The sequence below is a fragment of the Streptococcus oralis ATCC 35037 genome (assembly GCF_900637025.1).
In the GTDB taxonomy this organism is placed as follows: Bacteria; Bacillota; Bacilli; order Lactobacillales; family Streptococcaceae; genus Streptococcus; species Streptococcus oralis.
This window is the reverse complement of sequence record NZ_LR134336.1, coordinates 1,172,414-1,189,774: the sequence shown is the minus strand read 5'-3', so window position 1 is coordinate 1,189,774 and position 17,361 is coordinate 1,172,414. Positions and strand designations below refer to the sequence as shown.

The window sequence follows — 17,361 nt, the reverse complement described above, 5'->3', positions numbered from 1 at the left end:
AATAAGAAAAAGTATTGCAAGTATGAGGTCAACTATGAAACTAAAAACAAACATTCGCCACTTACATGGCAGTATCCGGGTTCCAGGTGACAAGTCTATTAGCCATCGTTCGATTATTTTTGGAAGTTTGGCTGAGGGCGAGACTAAGGTTTATGATATTTTGCGTGGAGAGGATGTACTTTCAACCATGCAGGTTTTTCGTGACCTTGGTGTTGAAATTGAGGACAAAGATGGGGTTATTACCATTAAAGGTGTTGGAATGGATGGCTTAAAAGCTCCGCAAAATGCCTTGGATATGGGTAATTCTGGCACCTCGATTCGCCTGATTTCAGGTGTCCTTGCTGGTGCGGATTTTGAAGTAGAGATGTTTGGAGATGATAGTCTTTCTAAACGTCCTATGGATCGTGTGACGATTCCACTGAAAAAAATGGGCGTTAGCATTTCAGGGCAAACAGAGCGAGACCTGCCCCCTCTTCACTTAAAAGGGATGAAAAACCTAACACCTATTCACTATGAGTTGCCAATTGCCTCTGCTCAAGTCAAGTCCGCCTTGATATTTGCAGCCTTGCAGGCTCAGGGGGAGTCCGTTATTATCGAGAAAGAATGTACTCGTAACCACACCGAAGATATGCTAAAACAATTTGGTGGCCATTTAAGTGTGGAAGGTAAGAAAATCACAGTCCAAGGACCACAAAGACTGACCGGACAAAAGGTAGTTGTTCCAGGAGATATTTCCAGTGCAGCCTTTTGGTTGGTCGCAGGTTTGATTGTTCCAAACTCTCGTGTAGTGCTGCAGAATGTGGGCATCAATGAAACTCGTACTGGTATTATTGATGTCATTCGCGCCATGGGTGGAAAACTAGAAATAACTGAAATCGATCCAGTCGCTAAATCAGCAACCCTGACTGTCGAATCTTCAGACCTGAAAGGAACAGAGATTGGTGGAGCTTTGATTCCACGCTTGATTGATGAATTACCTATTATTGCCCTTTTAGCGACACAAGCGCAAGGTGTAACAGTCATTAAGGATGCTGAGGAACTCAAGGTCAAGGAAACTGACCGCATTCAGGTGGTGGCTGATGCCTTAAATAGCATGGGAGCGGACATCACCCCCACAGCAGATGGGATGATTATCAAAGGGAAATCAGCCCTTCATGGCGCTAGAGTCAATACGTTTGGTGACCATCGAATTGGAATGATGACAGCCATTGCAGCCCTCTTGGTTGCGGATGGAGAAGTGGAACTTGACCGTGCTGAAGCCATCAACACTAGCTATCCTAGCTTCTTTGATGATTTGGAGAGCATGACTCATGGCTAAGGTATTACTTGGATTTATGGGGGCAGGCAAGTCGACAATCGCTAGAGGCTTGGACCCAGACTATATCGATATGGATGCCTTAATCGAGGAACATTTGGGCATGTCCATTGCGGATTTCTTCGCTGAAAAAGGAGAAGTGGCCTTTCGTCAAGTAGAGTCAGAAGTCCTAGCTGACTTACTAAAAACGGACCGAGTTGTGTCAACTGGCGGAGGAGTTGTCATTTCTCAGAGAAATCGTGACTTGCTCAAAACCAATCCTGATAACATCTACCTAAAAGCAGATTTTGAAACCCTCTACCAACGTATCGCAGCTGATAAGGACAATCAGCGTCCACTTTTTCTTAACAAAAGCAAGGAAGAACTGGCAGCTATTTTCCATGAAAGACAAGCTTGGTATGAGGAAGTAGCCAGTCGGATTCTAGATGTGACCAAGTTAAGCCCAGAGGAAATTATAGAGGAACTGAGATGAAAATTGCCTATCTAGGTCCCAAGGGATCTTTTTCGCATCATGTTGTGCAGACAGCCTTTCCCAAAGAGGAATTGCATGCCTTTGCCAATATCACAGATGTTATCAAGGCCTATGAACAGGGCTTGGTGGACTATTCTGTGGTACCAGTTGAAAACTCCATTGAAGGTAGTGTCCATGAAAGTTTGGATTACCTTTTTCACCAGGCTCGCATCCAAGCAGTGGCAGAAATCGTTCAACCCATTCACCAGCAGTTGATGGCAGTTCCTGGTCATACTAAGATTGAGAAGATTTTTTCCCATCCTCAGGCTTTGGCTCAGGGAAAAAAATTCATCGATGAACACTATCCAGAGGCTCAAATCGAGGTAACCGCCAGTACCGCCTATGCAGCTCGCTTTATTTCAGAACATCCAGATCAGCCTTATGCAGCTATTGCTCCTAAAAGTTCAGCTGAAGAATATGGCTTGGAATTGATTGCAGAGGATATTCAGGAAATGGAAGCCAATTTCACACGTTTTTGGGTGTTAGGGGCAGAGATACCGAAGATTCCTTTGAACTCACAAGCTGAAAAAATGAGTTTGGCCTTGACCTTACCAGACAACCTACCTGGTGCTCTTTACAAGGCACTTTCGACTTTTGCTTGGAGAGGGATTGACTTAACAAAGATTGAAAGTCGCCCCCTTAAAACAGCCTTGGGAGAATACTTTTTCATTATCGATGTAGACTATAGTGACAAAGAGCTGGTTCATTTTGCAAGACAAGAACTAGAGGCCATTGGAATCCAGCACAAGATACTGGGAATCTACCCGATTTTTACCATAACTGATATAGAAAAGGAGAGTCAATGAGCAAAGAAAATCCTTTAAGTCATCACGAGCAGTTACGTTATGACTATCTCTTCAAAAATATTCATTACCTCAACGACCGTGAACGGAGGGAGTTTGATTATCTGCAACAAAAAATGACAGGTCCCAAGTCTGAAGTTCACCATTTCTACCAAGAGGAAAAAGAAGAAACTTGGGGTAGAGATATTGATCTTCCGACTTATGGCAGTAGAAGTCGATCTAAGAGACGTGAAAAGGTAGCTCCTCTGCCTAAAGTCAAAAAGAAAAAAAGAAGAATTCGCTTCAAACGAATACTGACTTGGTTCTTGCTGTTGATTACATGTGTAGTTGCAGGTATGATTTTTATGTTTCTTCGAGGGTTCCAGTCAGCGGCCAATCCAACAAATAAGCCAGCTGACGCCAAGGCGGCTCAAGTAGAGGTCTTTAACGGTCAGGATACCAAAGACGGTGTGAATATCCTAGTCATGGGGACAGATGGCCGTATCGGTCAAAATAGTGCAGAAACCCGTACCGATACGATCATGGTGTTAAATGTCAGCGGATCGGATAAAAAGATCAAGCTAGTCAGCTTTATGCGTGACAATTTAGTTTATATCGACGGGTATAGTAAGATTGTAAATGGTCAGAAACAAACGGATAACAAACTAAATGTTGCTTATGAACTTGGGGAACAAGAAGGGCAAAAGGGGGCTGAAATGGTCCGCAAGGTTCTAAAAGACAACTTTGATTTGGATATTAAGTACTATGCCCTAGTTGACTTCCAGGCCTTTGCAACAGCTATTGATACCCTATTCCCTGATGGAGTAACGATTGATGCCCAATTCTCAACATTGAATGGTCAACCTTTAACAGAAGCGACAGTTGGAGATGACCTTCATGCAACAGAGACAGAGTCCCCAACTCAAACTATCAAAGTTGGAAAACAGCAGATGAATGGTTCTACCTTACTGAACTATGCCCGCTTCCGTGATGATGATGAGGGAGACTATGGCCGTACCAAACGTCAGCAACAAGTGATGTCAGCTGTTCTTGAGCAAATCAAAGATCCAACCAAGCTCTTTACGGGATCAGAGGCACTTGGAAAAGTCTTTGGCATGACATCAACAAATCTACCATATAGCTTCTTGTTGACCAATGGTTTATCTGTCCTAGAAGGCGCTCAAAATGGCATTGAAAGACTCACCGTCCCAGAACTTGGTGACTGGGTAGACGCTTATGATATCTATGGTGGACAAGGACTTCTAGTTGATCAAAATAAATACCAGACCAAACTCGCCCAAATGGGAATGAGATAGAATACTATAAAAAAATCAAAGTTTGAATCACCAGTGAAAAAGTGGTTTAGGCTTTGATTTTTCTTAGTATCTGATGGATTTTTAGGGCTTTTTTATGGTATAATAAAACGATATAACTCGTTATTGGACAGAAGAGGAGAGACATGAGTGATTTGAAAGCGATTCAGGCTCGTAGTCTGGAAATGGCTGAATATTTCGTCGCATTTTGTAAAGAACATGATTTGTTGTGCTATCTCTGTGGTGGAGGAGCCATTGGTGCCCTACGTAACAAAGGCTTCATTCCTTGGGATGATGATTTAGACTTTTTCATGCCACGTAAGGATTATGAAAAATTAGCAGAGCTGTGGCCACGTTATGCAGACGAGCGTTATTTCTTGTCAAAGAGTAACAAAGATTTTGTAGACCGTAACCTTTTTATTACTATTCGTGACAAGGAAACCACTTGTATTAAGCCTTATCAAAAGGATTTGGATTTGCCACACGGTTTGGCCTTGGATGTTTTACCATTGGATTATTATCCTAAAAATCCAGCTGAGCGTAAGAAACAGGTTCGTTGGGCCTTGATTTATTCACTCTTTTGCGCCCAAACTATCCCAGAAAAGCATGGTGCAGTCATGAAATGGGGAAGTCGTATCTTACTCGGCCTGACTCCAAAATCTCTACGTTATCGCATTTGGAAAAAAGCTGAAAAAGAAATGACCAAGTATGGTCTGGCTGAGAGCGATGGAATCACGGAATTATGCTCAGGTCCCGGCTACATGCGAAACAAGTACCCAATCGCAACCTTTGAAGACAATCTTTTCTTGCCATTTGAAGGAACTGAGATGCCCATCCCAGTCGGCTATGATGCCTATCTCAGCACTGCTTTTGGCGATTATATGACACCGCCGCCAGCGGACAAGCAAGTACCGCATCATGATGCTATTATAGCGGACATGGACAAGAGCTACACAGAGTACAAGGGAGAATACGGGGCATGATGGGAGAAAAAATAAGCGTTATCGTTCCAGTCTATAATGTAGAAGCCTATCTGGAGAAGTGTGTAGAATCCATTTTAAAACAGACCTATACCAACTTGGAAATTCTCCTTGTCAATGATGGCTCAACGGATAAGAGCGGGGAACTGTGTGATCAACTAGCACAAAGAGATCAACGGATTCGTGTCATTCACAAGGAAAACGGTGGCTTGTCTGATGCTCGAAATAGAGGGATTGAAGAGGCAAGTTCTGATTTGATCGGTTTTATCGATAGTGATGACTACATTGACGAAGATATGTATGAGACTCTTTACCGTCAAATGCTTGAATCCAATGCTGATCTTTCTATGTGTGGACATTATGATGTCTATGACCAAATTCCAGAAAAGCAAGTTGCAACGATTCAGACTTGGGAATTAACCCCCCAAGAAGCCATTAAGATGGTCATGGAAGCTAAAATCCTCTCCGTCACGGCTGTTAACAAACTTTATAAAAAAGAACTCTTTGAACAGCTACGATTTGAAATTGGAAAAATAGCAGAGGATGCCTTTATTATGATCGCCTTGATTCATCAATGTCGCAAGGTTGTTGCAACAAATGAGAAGAAATACTACTATGTTCACCGGGAAAATAGTATCACGACTCAAAAATTCTCCTTGAAATTCTTAAACGTTATTGAAGCTTATGAGCAAAACGCAAATATTATCAGAGAGAATTATCCAGATCTAACAGATGTTGCAACCATGCGTTTAAATTGGGCTTACTTCTATGTATTGGATAGGCTCTTGGTTGATGCAGATTTCAAGGATAAGGTTTTAGAAGACCGTTTGATTGCCTATCTAAAGAAAAATACAAAGAATATTCTTTCGGATAGTCGTTTTACAAGAGCAAGAAAAGTGAGTTTCTTAGCTTTGTGCTTGAGTCGAAAATTGTATACGAAAATCTTGCTTACACAAACTAAGCGTTAGGAGAAAAAATGATTTCATTTATTGAAAAAAACTATTTTAAAATCAATTTGCTATTTTTATCAGTTATATCTTTTTACTGTATGGCAGGCTTGATTGTCCCACTTCAACCAATCTCGGCCAATAAATTTGTCACTCTTGGAATGACCCTCATGGGTGTTTTGTTGGGACTTTATAATTTCTTTATCAAAAAAGTCTATCTGAATGTCCGAAAAATTGAGTATTTGATTCTCTTTTTTCTAATGAATATCCTGACAGCTGCCTTAGTTGTCAAGTATGGATTTTCAACTAACATAAAGAATTTAGTTGTCTTTTTCATCTATTTCTTTGCAATCTATCCAGTCTTTCAATCTTTTACTGTAAAAAAAGCACGTGCCCTCTTTGATGTCTTCTTCTCTGTTATCACTGTTGCAAATACTATAGGTGTGCTTGTATCAATTTGGCAATTCTTCATGCTACAGGGTTACCGCGTATTTGATTACAAGGGGTTATTAATCCGCCAAGGATTTGTAGAGTCTCGTCTATTTGGGATTCTAGCCAGTCCCAACTATCTCTCTATTATTTCTCTGATGGTGGTTATTTACTTGTGGATGCGCTTGTCAATCTACAAACCAGTTCTTAAAACTCTGGCTATCACATCAATTCTACTTAACTTTGCTTATATTGTACTGTCTGGTTCCAGAACAACCTATATCTGTTTGGTTGTCGTTGCCCTTTTATACGCTTTGATGACGGCTAACTGGACTAAAAAAATCAAGTCACTTCTTACTGTTCTAGTAACTGTAGGTTTAGTATTTGTCTGTTATAATGGTATCAAATATAGTAGCGATATATATTTGAAAGCTCACTCAGCTCAAATCCAAAAGAACCAAGAAAATGGACAAAATGGAGACAATAATCTTTCTCTTGAGAGAACTGACACAAGTGAAGAGAATATCTCCAATAACCGTTTTGCCATTTGGCAGTCAACAGCTTCCTTTATCCCTAGACGTCCTCTGTTTGGATATTCAGGAGGAAACTGGTATGAGTTAGGTAAAGAATATGATGCTTCAGCCTACATCATCAAACAACATTACCTTACTCACAACGGCTACCTTGAGTTGTTATTCTATGATGGTATCACAGGTTTTATCCCTATGGCCATCTTTATACTTTCCTTCATTGTTTCAAGTCTCAAGAAATATAAAAAAGACCTTCAAGAAGGTCGCCGCAATCATGAATTGATTACCATTCTCTTGATGACTGTAGTTATTCTCATCTCTAACTTGTTCTTGAGTTCAACCTTCTATGGAATTTCACTACAGGGTTGTATCTTGTTTGTGATTTCAGGTTACTATTTCTCTGTTCTCTATAAAAAAAGAGACGGCTATAGAAAACTAGATGAAGCGGAGATTAAAGAAGTTGAACTAGGTGTCATGGATTATATCCACAATCTCTGTCAAAAAGAGAATATCAACTATTCACTGGCTTATGGAACCTTGCTGGGAGCCGTGAGACACAAGGGTTACATTCCTTGGGATGACGATATTGATATCTCTTTGAAACGCGATGAATACGATAAATTGTATCAAGCTATTTTGCAAGATAATGACCCTGTCTACAAAGTGGTTTCCTGGGAAAATGACGCTCGCTACCCTTACCCATTTTATCGAGTCTATGATGCGCGAACAGTCTATGATAACAACTATATCGACAATGATATTGATTTAGGAATTTGTGTGGACGTTTTCCCATTTGACTATTATGCTGATGTTAACAAGGACATGGTAAAACTGGATACTTACCGTCGTTTATCAGTCTATACCCTTTATGGCATCCATAATAAGAATGCGAAACTCAAGAATATCATCAGATATCTACTTGTACTTGTATTCCGTTTGACTCGTGTCAAAACTTGGAACCGTAAGATGAACATCCTATCTATGCGAGAAAAAGATGGAGACTTTATTGATTACCTCATGGAGAACAAAAGAGTTTCTACGAAATTTGACAAGTCCTTCTTGGATACGACGATTGATAGTCCATTTGAAGATAGAGTTTACAAAATTCCTGAGGCCTATCAGCCGATCCTTTCTGCCATCTACGGAGATGACTTTATGGAAATTCCTCCTCTAGAAAAACGAGTGAAACATGATGACTTCCTCGCTTATATAAAGGAGGGATAGAACGTGTTACAATGGTTAAAAAGAAGTTTAGCCAGTCTCTTAGGAGATAAGAAAGACCTGGTTAAAAACCTACCAATTATCAAAAATTTAAATCAAAAAGCCAATATCGACTTAGATTCAAAGAGAAGCAATTTGCTCAAAGAAAACTTTGAAGATATTCTAAAGGCCATCTATCAATCGAATCTGAAATCCTATGATATCTGGTTAGATTTTGGAACTTTACTTGGCTTCTACAGAGAAAATGATCTGATTCCGCATGATTTAGATATGGACTTTGGGATTATTATCCCAGACTACGAAGCCTTTTTAAAGGATGAGAAAGTTCTTTTTGAGAAAGGCTTTGTCAGAACAAAAGAGTTCTATTACAATGATAAACTTGTAGAATTATCCTATAGTTACAAGGGCCTCAATGTTGATTTTATTGTCTATGATAAAAAAGAGGGGAGCATTTCCTCAGACACTATTTTCTACATGACAAACGCCTTGGGAAATCCTACAAGATATGAAGCCTACCACTATGAATTGCCGTTCGCAGCACTTACTGAATGTAGTTTTAAAGAGATTCTAGTAAAAGTTCCAGAAAATACAAGAGAATACATCAGTCACTTGTATGGGGAGGATTTTGAAATCCCTAATACTCATTACAACTGGAAAGAAAATCCAATTTACAAACAAAGAGATGCTAGCTTGGCTAAGGTCCTTTTAGGGAAATCTCTTTAGTAATATAGAAAAGAGGGGATGTTGAAGTTCTTCCTTGTTAACTCTAGTCCCTACTCTAGTGTGACAATCAGGCTTCTCTTTCCCTCTTTTTGTCTTATATTGACGGAAAGGAGCTAGAAAAGTTACTACCAGGATGAATTCTCATCCTAGCTTCCGCTATCAAAGAAAGAAGTGGTTTATATGAAAAAGAAACAGATAAAAGAAACCCTTGTATTTACTTCCCTAGTCTTGTTGCTTGTCTCTGGACTATTTACACCAGCAGTTCAGGCAGATGCTTCAAGCAACCGAATCCATTTTATCAATACCAAAGGAGTATCAGGAAGTGATGCTATTATTCTAGAAAGTAATGGTCATTATGCCTTGATTGACATGGGCGAAGACTATGATTTTCCAGATGGGGAAGACCCTCGCTATCCAAGTCGTGTAGGAATTAGTATAAACAATGAGTATGTATTAGAAGATCGTCTCTTCCGTCACATGAAACACCTTGGGATACAAAAGTTAGATTTTATTCTAGGAACCCATGTCCATAGTGACCATATTGGATCGGCGGATGAAGTTCTAAAACGTTATCCTGTAGACAGATTTTATCTGAAGAGATACTCCGATGAGCGCATCACATCAAAATGGCGATTGTGGGACAATCTTTTTAATTATGACAATGCTGTCAAGACGGCTCTAGAGCGCGGTGTAACTCTTGTGCAAGACATTACTGAGAAGGAAAGTCATTTCACTCTAGGTGATATGGATATTCAGCTTTATAACTATAAAAACGAATATGACAGTGACGGTAAACTCAAGAGAGTCTATGATGATAATTCCAATTCCCTTGTGGCGGTAGTAACTGTGGCGGGGAAAAAGATTTATCTGGGTGGTGACTTGGATAATGCTGAGGGGGCAGAGGATAAATTAGGTCCTGAGATTGGAAAAGTTGATATGATGAAATGGAACCATCATTATGATGCCAAAATTTCAAACACGATTCCTTTCTTAGACTCCCTATCCCCTAGTATGGTGGTTCATACATCCGCAGCAGAAGCCAATCTTGCCACAACCAGAGAATATCTTAAGAAGCATGGTATTGAAGTAGTTCATGCTTCTAGCCAGACCAAGGATGCAACAGTCTTTACAATTAGTAAAAATGGTTTTACAAACGTGTCCGATTCTCTACCTAATATCCCCACTGTTAGTGAAACATGGTATAAAGAAGATGGTAACTGGAAGTATCGCTTGTCTGATGATCAGATGGCAATCGGTTGGCGCAAAATAAATGGTATTTACTATTTCTTTAATGGTCAAGGACAAATGCAGGCAGGTAGATGGCTTCATTTGAACGACTCTCGTGAAAAAACAGATGGTAACTGGTATTATTTGAACAACAATGGACAAATGCAAGATACTGGTTGGTTTAAGCAAGATGGTACTTGGTATTATATCACATCAAGTGGAGCAAGAAGTTACAGTCAGTTAGTTGAAATTGATGGTCAGAAATATCTATTTGACAAAGAAGGTAAGATGCTGACAGGTCTTCAGGTTTATAATGGTAAGAAGATGGTCTTTGCTAGTAGTGGTGCCCTGCAGTCGGAAGGAAAAGCATCGTCTTGGCAAAAAATTGCTTCAAATTGGTACTATTATGATGAGGATGGTATTCTAACTGTTGGTAAAAAAGACATCAAGGGCACAACTTATTACTTTGACAAAGAAGGTATCATGCAAACTGGCTGGGTCTTTGTTGATGGTCACTGGAACTATTTTGCAAGTTCTGGAGCTATGAAAACCGGCTGGGTTAAGGATCGGGAAACATGGTATTATCTGGATAAAGATGGCATCATGTTAACTGGCAGACAAGATATAAATGGTATTCGTTACTATTTGAATGCTAGTGGTGCCATGCAGACTGGCTGGAAGTGGCAAGACAATAGCTGGTACTTCTATACGAACTCAGGTACTATGAAAACTGGTTGGTTGAAAGATAAAGAATCATGGTATTATTTGGATCCAGAAACAGGTATCATGGCTGTAGGATCTAAAGAAATTGACGGTAAGAACTATTTCTTCAGCTCTGCAGGTACTATGCAAGTTGGATGGCAGTGGTCAAATGATTCTTGGCATTACTACGCTACGTCGGGCGCACTCCAAACTGGTTGGTTGAAAGATGGTGATGCCTGGTATTATCTTGAAGGTAAGGAAGGCGTTATGTTAGTTGGCTCCCATCAAGTAGATGGTAAGCAATATTACTTTAGCAAATCTGGAGTCATGCAAACTGGCTGGAAATGGTTTGATAATCATTACCGTTACTTTGAATCAAATGGAGCTATGAAAACTGGTTGGATAAAAGACAAAGGTGTCTGGTATTATCTAAATCCTGAAGATGGCATCATGTTGGTTGGCCTTCATAAAGTAAATGGTGATCATTATTACTTTGATGAATCAGGAGTAATGCAAACGGGTTGGAAACAGCTTGATGGTAATTGGTACTATTTCCAAGCTGATGGTTCTTTGTTGAAGAACGCAACAACACCTGATGGTTACAAAGTAAACGAAGAAGGTATCTGGAAACAGGCTGTTGCTGCTGTAAATAGCGATGCAGTCAAGCCAGAACAGAAACAAGAAGCTAATTCCTCTATTGTTGAACAACCTAAACAAGATTCAAATCTAGAAGCCAACGCTTTTGATAAGAAAGAAAAAGAATAAAGAAGAAATCCCCTACTGGCAACTAATTTATCAGTAGGGGATTTTTTAATTTCGTTTTAATTTAGCAAGTACAAGGTTCAGTGCATAGTGGAGTGTTTTGTCTTTGGTGATAAAGAGGGTCAAGAGGTAATAGATACCACAAGTTGCTACGGTAGACAGAACCATGAGAATCATATTGAAGTTGACCGTATAAGAGTTGATTTGGAAAAGAAATTTAAACGCAAAATAGATCGGGATGAATCCAAGGGATACAATAGTGTAACGTGTCAGAGTAGCAAAGATTTCTTTCAAATCAATCAGTTGGTGTTTCTGGATAAAGCGTATTTCCAGGAGAACGACGATAGTCTCTGCAAGAATAGTTGTAGCGATATAGTACTCAGGTGCAAAAATATTATTGAAATACAAGATGCTATTTAATAGTATATTGGCGCCACCACCAAGGAAGTAAAAGGCAGTCAAACGATTTTCGTGGTCATTGATAAAGATAATTTGTTTACCAAGGATCAACTCAATGGCCCAGATGATGGTACGGAAGGCGAAGACACTAGTCACAATACCAGCTTCGAGGTATTTTTCAGAAGAGTAGATAACTGCTGCGTAGTTTCCTAATACTATAATCCCAATACTAGTTGGAATGATGAGGAAGTAAAAGAGAGCAGCTCCTTGATTCAGAAGATTTTTATAAGAATCGTAGTCTTTCTTACCGAGATAGTAGCCGAGTCGTGGAATGCTGACGTTGATAGCTCCACTTAAGACACTGGCAATCAACATAACGATGCTAGAAGCAATAGTGTAATAAGAAATGTAGTTTTCATCTGGTCCCTTGGTGATAAACATTCTATCAAGCAAGGTATAGAGCATGTTAGCGTTCGCTAAGAGTAGCATGGTCAAGAGCGGTTTAGATGCTTTGACTAATTCAACAAGACCGATCTTAACAAAGGAAACTTCTCTCTTAATCCAAAGAAAACTGAGCAGGTAGTTGAAGATAGTGGTTGCTGTCATAACGATAGCATAAGGAACGATATCATCTGCCGTTTTAACAAAGGTGAAGATAGCGACCAGCATGGCAATCCGGATGATCAATGTCTTATAGAGGATGAAGGCATAATTTTCATAAGCCTCGTTCATCCATTCGATATTGAGAAATTGGAAGAGTGCTTGGGCCCCTAGGATGTAGTACAGGACTTTCAGATTCTCAATGCTGGTGTCAAAGAAGATAATGAGGAAGTAGATACCTGTCGTCAGGAGAGAGGTGAAAACCGAGATATAAAACAACTTAGAAAAGACGTAGTTGATTTTATTCTTGTCATCCTTGACTTTACTAATAGCTCGAATCCCGTAGTTGTATATTCCAAAGGCAGCTAGTGGAATAACGAAACTTGCCCAGGTATTGGCTGTATTGAAATAACCGTAATTGGATTTGCTGAGAATCCGCGTCAGATAAGGATTGGTTATCAGTGGAAAAACGATATTGAGAATATTGACCAGCAAGCTGGCCAAGGCATTTACTTTTATATTTTTCATTGAACTTTCTTTCTTAAATCTAAAATCATATCTAGTATTATATCACATTCTCGCTTCATTCTTTTGATAAAATCGTAAAAATCTAGTATAATAGATAGACTGAAAGTATGAGGTTACTAGATATGAAGATGAAACAAATCAGTGATACAACACTAAAAATCACGATGACTTTAGATGATTTGATGGACCGAGGAATGGAGATTGCAGACTTTCTCGTTCCTCAGGAAAAAACCGAAGAGTTTTTCTATGCTATTTTAGATGAGTTAGAGATGCCAGACAATTTCTTGGATAGTGGCATGCTGAGTTTCCGCGTGACGCCAAAACCTGATAAGGTGGACGTCTTTGTGACCAAGTCCAAGATTGACCAGAATTTGGATTTTGAAGATTTGGCGGATCTACCAGACATGGAAGAATTAGCCCAAATGTCGCCTGATGAATTTCTCAAAACCTTGGAAAAGAGTATTGCAGATAAAACCAAGGACGATATTGAGGCCATCCAATCTCTAGAGCAGGTCGAAGCAAAGGAAGAAGAGAAAGAGCAGGCAGACAAGGAGACTGAGAGTAAGAAAGAACCTTATATCTACTATATCCTGCGCTTTGCAAGCCTTGCTGACTTAGTTGCTTTTGCAAAGACGGTTAACTACCAGATGGAAACCTCTGAACTCTATAAGATGAATGGACACTACTATTTGACAATCTTAGTCGATGTGGAAAATCATCCAAGTCCATATCCAGCCTGGCTCTTGGCTCGTATGCGTGAGTTTGCAGATGACAGTGACATCAGTCGTTCCGTTTTGCAAGAGTATGGGCAAATCTTGGTCAATCACGATGCAGTTCTTAATCTGCAAAAGATTCGTTCATAATTTTTAAATCAATTTTCATTTATCAAGAAAGACGAATCATGGGATTCGTTTTTTCTTTACCAGACTGAAATAGTGATTTACTATAATAGGAATTTTCACAAAATTCTGTTATAATGGCTATATCAGAAAATTTCTAGGAGACAAACATGACAGTTAAAATTGCTTTACTTGGATTTGGTACCGTTGCAAGTGGCGTGCCTTTCCTCCTAAAGGAAAATGGAGAAAAAATCGTTCAGTCAGCTCATTCGGAGATTGAAGTAGCTAAGGTATTGGTCAAGGATGAAGATGAAAAGAATCGCTTGCTTGCAGCAGGGAATGACTTTAACTTTGTGACCAATGTAGATGATATTTTAGCAGACAAAGATGTTACCATTGTAGTGGAATTGATGGGGCGTATCGAACCAGCTAAGACCTTTATCACTCGTGCCTTAGAAGCTGGGAAACACGTTGTTACTGCTAACAAGGACCTTTTGGCTGTCCATGGTACAGAATTGTTAGAAATCGCTAAAGAGCATAATGTAGCACTTTACTACGAAGCGGCAGTAGCTGGTGGGATTCCAATTCTTCGTACTTTGGCAAATTCGTTGGCTTCTGACAAAATCACACGCGTTCTTGGTGTCGTTAATGGAACTTCCAACTTCATGATGACCAAGATGGTGGAAGAAGGCTGGTCTTATGATGATGCTCTGGCCGAAGCTCAAAGACTTGGATTTGCAGAAAGTGACCCTACAAATGACGTGGATGGGATTGACGCAGCCTACAAGATGGTGATTTTGAGCCAGTTTGCTTTTGGTATGAAGGTTGCCTTTGACGATGTAGCCCACAAGGGAATCCGCAACATCACACCAGAAGACGTAGCTGTAGCCCAAGACCTTGGCTATGTAGTGAAATTGGTTGGTTCTATCGAGGAAACTCCTTCAGGTATTGCTGCAGAAGTGACTCCAACCTTCCTACCTAAAGCGCACCCGCTTGCTAGTGTGAATGGCGTGATGAATGCTGTCTTTGTAGAATCTATCGGTATCGGTGAATCGATGTACTACGGACCAGGTGCGGGTCAAAAACCAACTGCGACAAGTGTGGTAGCAGATATTGTCCGTATCGTTCGTCGCCTGAATGATGGTACCATTGGTAAAGACTTCAACGAATATAGCCGTGAATTGGTCTTGGCAAATCCAGAAGATATCAAAGCTAATTACTACTTCTCAATCTTGGCTCCAGACTCAAAAGGTCAGGTCTTGAAATTGGCTGAGATTTTCAACGCTCAAGATATTTCCTTCAAGCAAATCCTCCAAGATGGCAAAGAGGGTGACAAGGCGCGTGTAGTGATTATCACTCATAAGATTAATAAAGCGCAGCTTGAGAATGTTTCAGCTGAGTTGGCCAAAGCTTCAGAATTTGACCTCTTGAATACCTTTAAGGTGTTAGGAGAATAGGATGAAGATTATTGTACCTGCAACCAGTGCCAATATCGGGCCAGGTTTTGATTCGGTCGGTGTAGCTGTAACCAAGTATCTTCAAATTGAGGTTTGTGAAGAACGGGATGAGTGGTTGATTGAACACCAGATTGGCAAATGGATTCCCCATGACGAGCGTAATCTCTTGCTCAAGATTGCCTTGCAAATTGCGCCAGACTTGCAACCGAGACGCTTGAAAATGACCAGTGATGTTCCCTTGGCGCGTGGTTTGGGTTCTTCTAGCTCTGTTATCGTTGCTGGGATTGAACTAGCTAATCAACTGGGCAAGCTCAACTTATCTAACCACGACAAATTGCAGTTGGCGACTAAGATTGAAGGACATCCTGACAATGTAGCTCCAGCAATTTACGGTAATCTCGTTATTGCCAGTTCCGTTGAAGGTCACGTTTCAGCAATTGTGGCTGACTTCCCAGAGTGTGATTTTCTAGCTTATATTCCCAACTATGAATTGCGCACTCGAGACAGTCGAGGTGTCCTTCCTAAGAAATTGTCTTACAAGGAAGCTGTTGCGGCTAGTTCTATCGCCAATGTGGCTGTTGCAGCCTTGTTGGCAGGAGACATGGTGACTGCTGGCCAAGCAATTGAGGGAGACCTCTTCCACGAGCGTTATCGTCAAAGTCTGGTCCGTGAATTTGCAAAGATTAAGCAAGTGGCTAAAGAGAATGGAGCCTATGCGACCTATCTTTCTGGTGCTGGGCCAACAGTTATGGTTCTGGCTTCTCATGACAAGATGCCCAAGATTAAAGCTGAATTGCAAAAGCAGTCTTTCAAAGGCAAACTGCATGATTTGAAAGTTGATACCCAAGGTGTCCGTGTCGAAGCAAAATAAAGAATAGAAGATAGGATGGGGAAATTCTCGACCAGAGGACTTCCTATCCTTTTTTTGAAAAGAAGTTTATACTCAATGAAAATCAAAGAGCAAACTAGGAAGCTAGCCGCAGGTTGCTCAAAACATGGTTTTGAGGTTGTAGATGAAACTGACGAAGTTAGCTCAAAATACTGTTTTGAGGTTGCAGATGTAAGCTGACGTGGTTTGAAGAGATTTTCGAAGAGTATTAGTTAAAAACTTGATAAAGGAGAAATAAAGATGGCAGAAATTTATCTAGCAGGTGGTTGTTTTTGGGGCCTAGAGGAGTATTTTTCCCGAATTGCTGGAGTGCTAGCAACCAGTGTCGGCTACGCTAATGGCCAAGTCGAAACGACCAATTACCAGTTGCTCAAGGAAACAGACCATGCAGAGACTGTTCAAGTGATTTATGATGAGAAAGCGGTGTCACTTAGAGAGATTTTGCTTTATTATTTCCGTGTCATTGATCCCTTGTCTATTAACCAACAAGGGAATGACCGTGGTCGCCAATATCGAACGGGAATCTATTATCAGGATGAAACAGACTTGCCAGCTATCTACACAGTGGTGCAGGAGCAGGAACGCATGCTTGGTCGAAAGATTGCAGTAGAGGTGGAGAAACTTCGCCACTACATTTTAGCAGAAGACTACCATCAAGACTATCTCAAGAAAAATCCTTCCGGTTATTGTCATATCGATGTGACCGATGCTGAGAAGCCATTGATTGACGCAACCAACTATGAAAAGCCTAGTCAAGAGGTGTTAAAGGAAAACTTAACTGAAGAGTCCTATCGTGTCACCCAAGAAGCTGCTACAGAGGCTCCATTTAGTAATGCTTATGACCAGACCTTCGAAGAAGGGATTTATGTAGATATCACGACTGGCGAGCCACTCTTTTTTGCCAAGGATAAGTTTGCTTCAGGTTGTGGTTGGCCAAGTTTTAGCCGTCCAATTTCCAAGGAATTGATTCATTATTACAAGGACTTGAGCCATGGGATGGAGCGAATCGAGGTTCGTTCTCGCTCAGGCAATGCTCACTTGGGTCATGTTTTCACAGATGGACCTCAGGAGTTAGGTGGCCTCCGTTACTGTATTAATTCTGCTTCCTTACGCTTTGTAGCCAAGGATGAGATGGAGAAAGCAGGATATGGCTATCTATTACCTTACTTAAACAAATAAAACTGAGAGGGTGGGGCTTCCCACTTTC

14 protein-coding genes are annotated in these 17,361 nt (G+C 40.5%); 13 read left to right on the top strand and 1 reads right to left on the bottom strand.

All coding sequences use genetic code 11. The annotated features are described in order from the left end of the window. Positions 1–34: 34 nt before the first annotated feature. The 9 genes from aroA to EL140_RS05970 all read left to right on the top strand — a co-directional run bounded on the left by aroA (position 35) and on the right by EL140_RS05970 (position 11,445). Entirely contained in the window at positions 35–1,318 is a 1,284-nt protein-coding gene (aroA, locus tag EL140_RS06010) for a 3-phosphoshikimate 1-carboxyvinyltransferase (protein ID WP_002874701.1), read from the top strand. Then, positions 1,311–1,787: a shikimate kinase gene (locus EL140_RS06005; RefSeq protein ID WP_001151352.1), complete on the top strand. Its 477-nt coding sequence runs from the start codon at positions 1,311–1,313 to the stop codon at positions 1,785–1,787. The genes aroA and EL140_RS06005 overlap by 8 nt, the downstream gene beginning before the upstream one ends. Continuing rightward, positions 1,784–2,632 (top strand): prephenate dehydratase, encoded by an 849-nt coding sequence (gene pheA, locus EL140_RS06000; RefSeq protein WP_000686425.1) that lies wholly within the window; start codon positions 1,784–1,786, stop codon positions 2,630–2,632. Before EL140_RS06005 ends, pheA begins: the two co-directional genes overlap by 4 nt. Further along, entirely contained in the window at positions 2,629–3,924 is a 1,296-nt protein-coding gene (locus EL140_RS05995) for an LCP family protein (protein WP_000032329.1), read from the top strand. Before pheA ends, EL140_RS05995 begins: the two co-directional genes overlap by 4 nt. A 143-nt stretch (positions 3,925–4,067) precedes the next feature. Next, positions 4,068–4,904: a LicD family protein gene (locus EL140_RS05990; RefSeq protein ID WP_001281445.1), complete on the top strand. Its 837-nt coding sequence runs from the start codon at positions 4,068–4,070 to the stop codon at positions 4,902–4,904. Next, positions 4,901–5,869 carry a glycosyltransferase family 2 protein gene (locus EL140_RS05985; RefSeq protein WP_000971787.1) on the top strand — a complete coding sequence of 323 codons (969 nt, stop codon included), beginning with the start codon at positions 4,901–4,903 and terminating at the stop codon, positions 5,867–5,869. Before EL140_RS05990 ends, EL140_RS05985 begins: the two co-directional genes overlap by 4 nt. An 8-nt stretch (positions 5,870–5,877) precedes the next feature. Then, on the top strand, positions 5,878–8,031 hold the full coding sequence (locus EL140_RS05980) for a LicD family protein (RefSeq protein ID WP_000622809.1): 2,154 nt from the start codon (positions 5,878–5,880) through the stop codon (positions 8,029–8,031). Between the two features lie 3 nt (positions 8,032–8,034). Continuing rightward, positions 8,035–8,751: a LicD family protein gene (locus EL140_RS05975; protein ID WP_000942446.1), complete on the top strand. Its 717-nt coding sequence runs from the start codon at positions 8,035–8,037 to the stop codon at positions 8,749–8,751. 180 nt (positions 8,752–8,931) lie between these two features. Continuing rightward, positions 8,932–11,445, top strand: coding sequence for an MBL fold metallo-hydrolase (locus tag EL140_RS05970; protein ID WP_000730139.1), 2,514 nt, complete (start codon positions 8,932–8,934; stop codon positions 11,443–11,445). A gap of 45 nt (positions 11,446–11,490) precedes the next feature. Here EL140_RS05970 and EL140_RS05965 read toward each other — a convergent pair whose 3' ends face one another. Beyond that, entirely contained in the window at positions 11,491–12,969 is a 1,479-nt protein-coding gene (locus EL140_RS05965; protein WP_000789703.1) for an oligosaccharide flippase family protein, read from the bottom strand. A 122-nt stretch (positions 12,970–13,091) separates the two neighbouring features. Between EL140_RS05965 and mecA the strand changes: the two genes are divergently transcribed. From mecA to msrB, 4 genes are all read left to right on the top strand, one after another. Then, positions 13,092–13,832, top strand: a complete 741-nt coding sequence (gene mecA, locus EL140_RS05960; protein WP_000782697.1) for an adaptor protein MecA — start codon at positions 13,092–13,094, stop codon at positions 13,830–13,832. Positions 13,833–13,978: 146 nt separating this feature from the next. Continuing rightward, the gene (locus EL140_RS05955) at positions 13,979–15,265 is read left to right on the top strand and encodes a homoserine dehydrogenase (RefSeq protein ID WP_000216360.1); all 1,287 of its coding nucleotides are present in this window, start codon (positions 13,979–13,981) and stop codon (positions 15,263–15,265) included. Between the two features lies 1 nt (position 15,266). After that, entirely contained in the window at positions 15,267–16,136 is an 870-nt protein-coding gene (thrB, locus tag EL140_RS05950) for a homoserine kinase (RefSeq protein WP_000692412.1), read from the top strand. A 258-nt stretch (positions 16,137–16,394) separates the two neighbouring features. Continuing rightward, positions 16,395–17,333, top strand: coding sequence for a peptide-methionine (R)-S-oxide reductase MsrB (msrB, locus tag EL140_RS05940; protein WP_000818175.1), 939 nt, complete (start codon positions 16,395–16,397; stop codon positions 17,331–17,333). Positions 17,334–17,361 lie beyond the last annotated feature (28 nt).

What these genes read in the sequence shown, in the direction of transcription:
- aroA (WP_002874701.1), top strand. Translation starts at nt 35, where the DNA reads ATGAAACTAAAAACAAACATTCGCCACTTACATGGCAGTATCCGGGTT.
- EL140_RS06005 (WP_001151352.1), top strand. Translation starts at nt 1,311, where the DNA reads ATGGCTAAGGTATTACTTGGATTTATGGGGGCAGGCAAGTCGACAATC.
- pheA (WP_000686425.1), top strand. Translation starts at nt 1,784, where the DNA reads ATGAAAATTGCCTATCTAGGTCCCAAGGGATCTTTTTCGCATCATGTT.
- EL140_RS05995 (WP_000032329.1), top strand. Translation starts at nt 2,629, where the DNA reads ATGAGCAAAGAAAATCCTTTAAGTCATCACGAGCAGTTACGTTATGAC.
- EL140_RS05990 (WP_001281445.1), top strand. Translation starts at nt 4,068, where the DNA reads ATGAGTGATTTGAAAGCGATTCAGGCTCGTAGTCTGGAAATGGCTGAA.
- EL140_RS05985 (WP_000971787.1), top strand. Translation starts at nt 4,901, where the DNA reads ATGATGGGAGAAAAAATAAGCGTTATCGTTCCAGTCTATAATGTAGAA.
- EL140_RS05980 (WP_000622809.1), top strand. Translation starts at nt 5,878, where the DNA reads ATGATTTCATTTATTGAAAAAAACTATTTTAAAATCAATTTGCTATTT.
- EL140_RS05970 (WP_000730139.1), top strand. Translation starts at nt 8,932, where the DNA reads ATGAAAAAGAAACAGATAAAAGAAACCCTTGTATTTACTTCCCTAGTC.
- EL140_RS05965 (WP_000789703.1), bottom strand. Translation starts at nt 12,969, where the DNA reads ATGAAAAATATAAAAGTAAATGCCTTGGCCAGCTTGCTGGTCAATATT.
- mecA (WP_000782697.1), top strand. Translation starts at nt 13,092, where the DNA reads ATGAAGATGAAACAAATCAGTGATACAACACTAAAAATCACGATGACT.
- EL140_RS05955 (WP_000216360.1), top strand. Translation starts at nt 13,979, where the DNA reads ATGACAGTTAAAATTGCTTTACTTGGATTTGGTACCGTTGCAAGTGGC.
- thrB (WP_000692412.1), top strand. Translation starts at nt 15,267, where the DNA reads ATGAAGATTATTGTACCTGCAACCAGTGCCAATATCGGGCCAGGTTTT.
- msrB (WP_000818175.1), top strand. Translation starts at nt 16,395, where the DNA reads ATGGCAGAAATTTATCTAGCAGGTGGTTGTTTTTGGGGCCTAGAGGAG.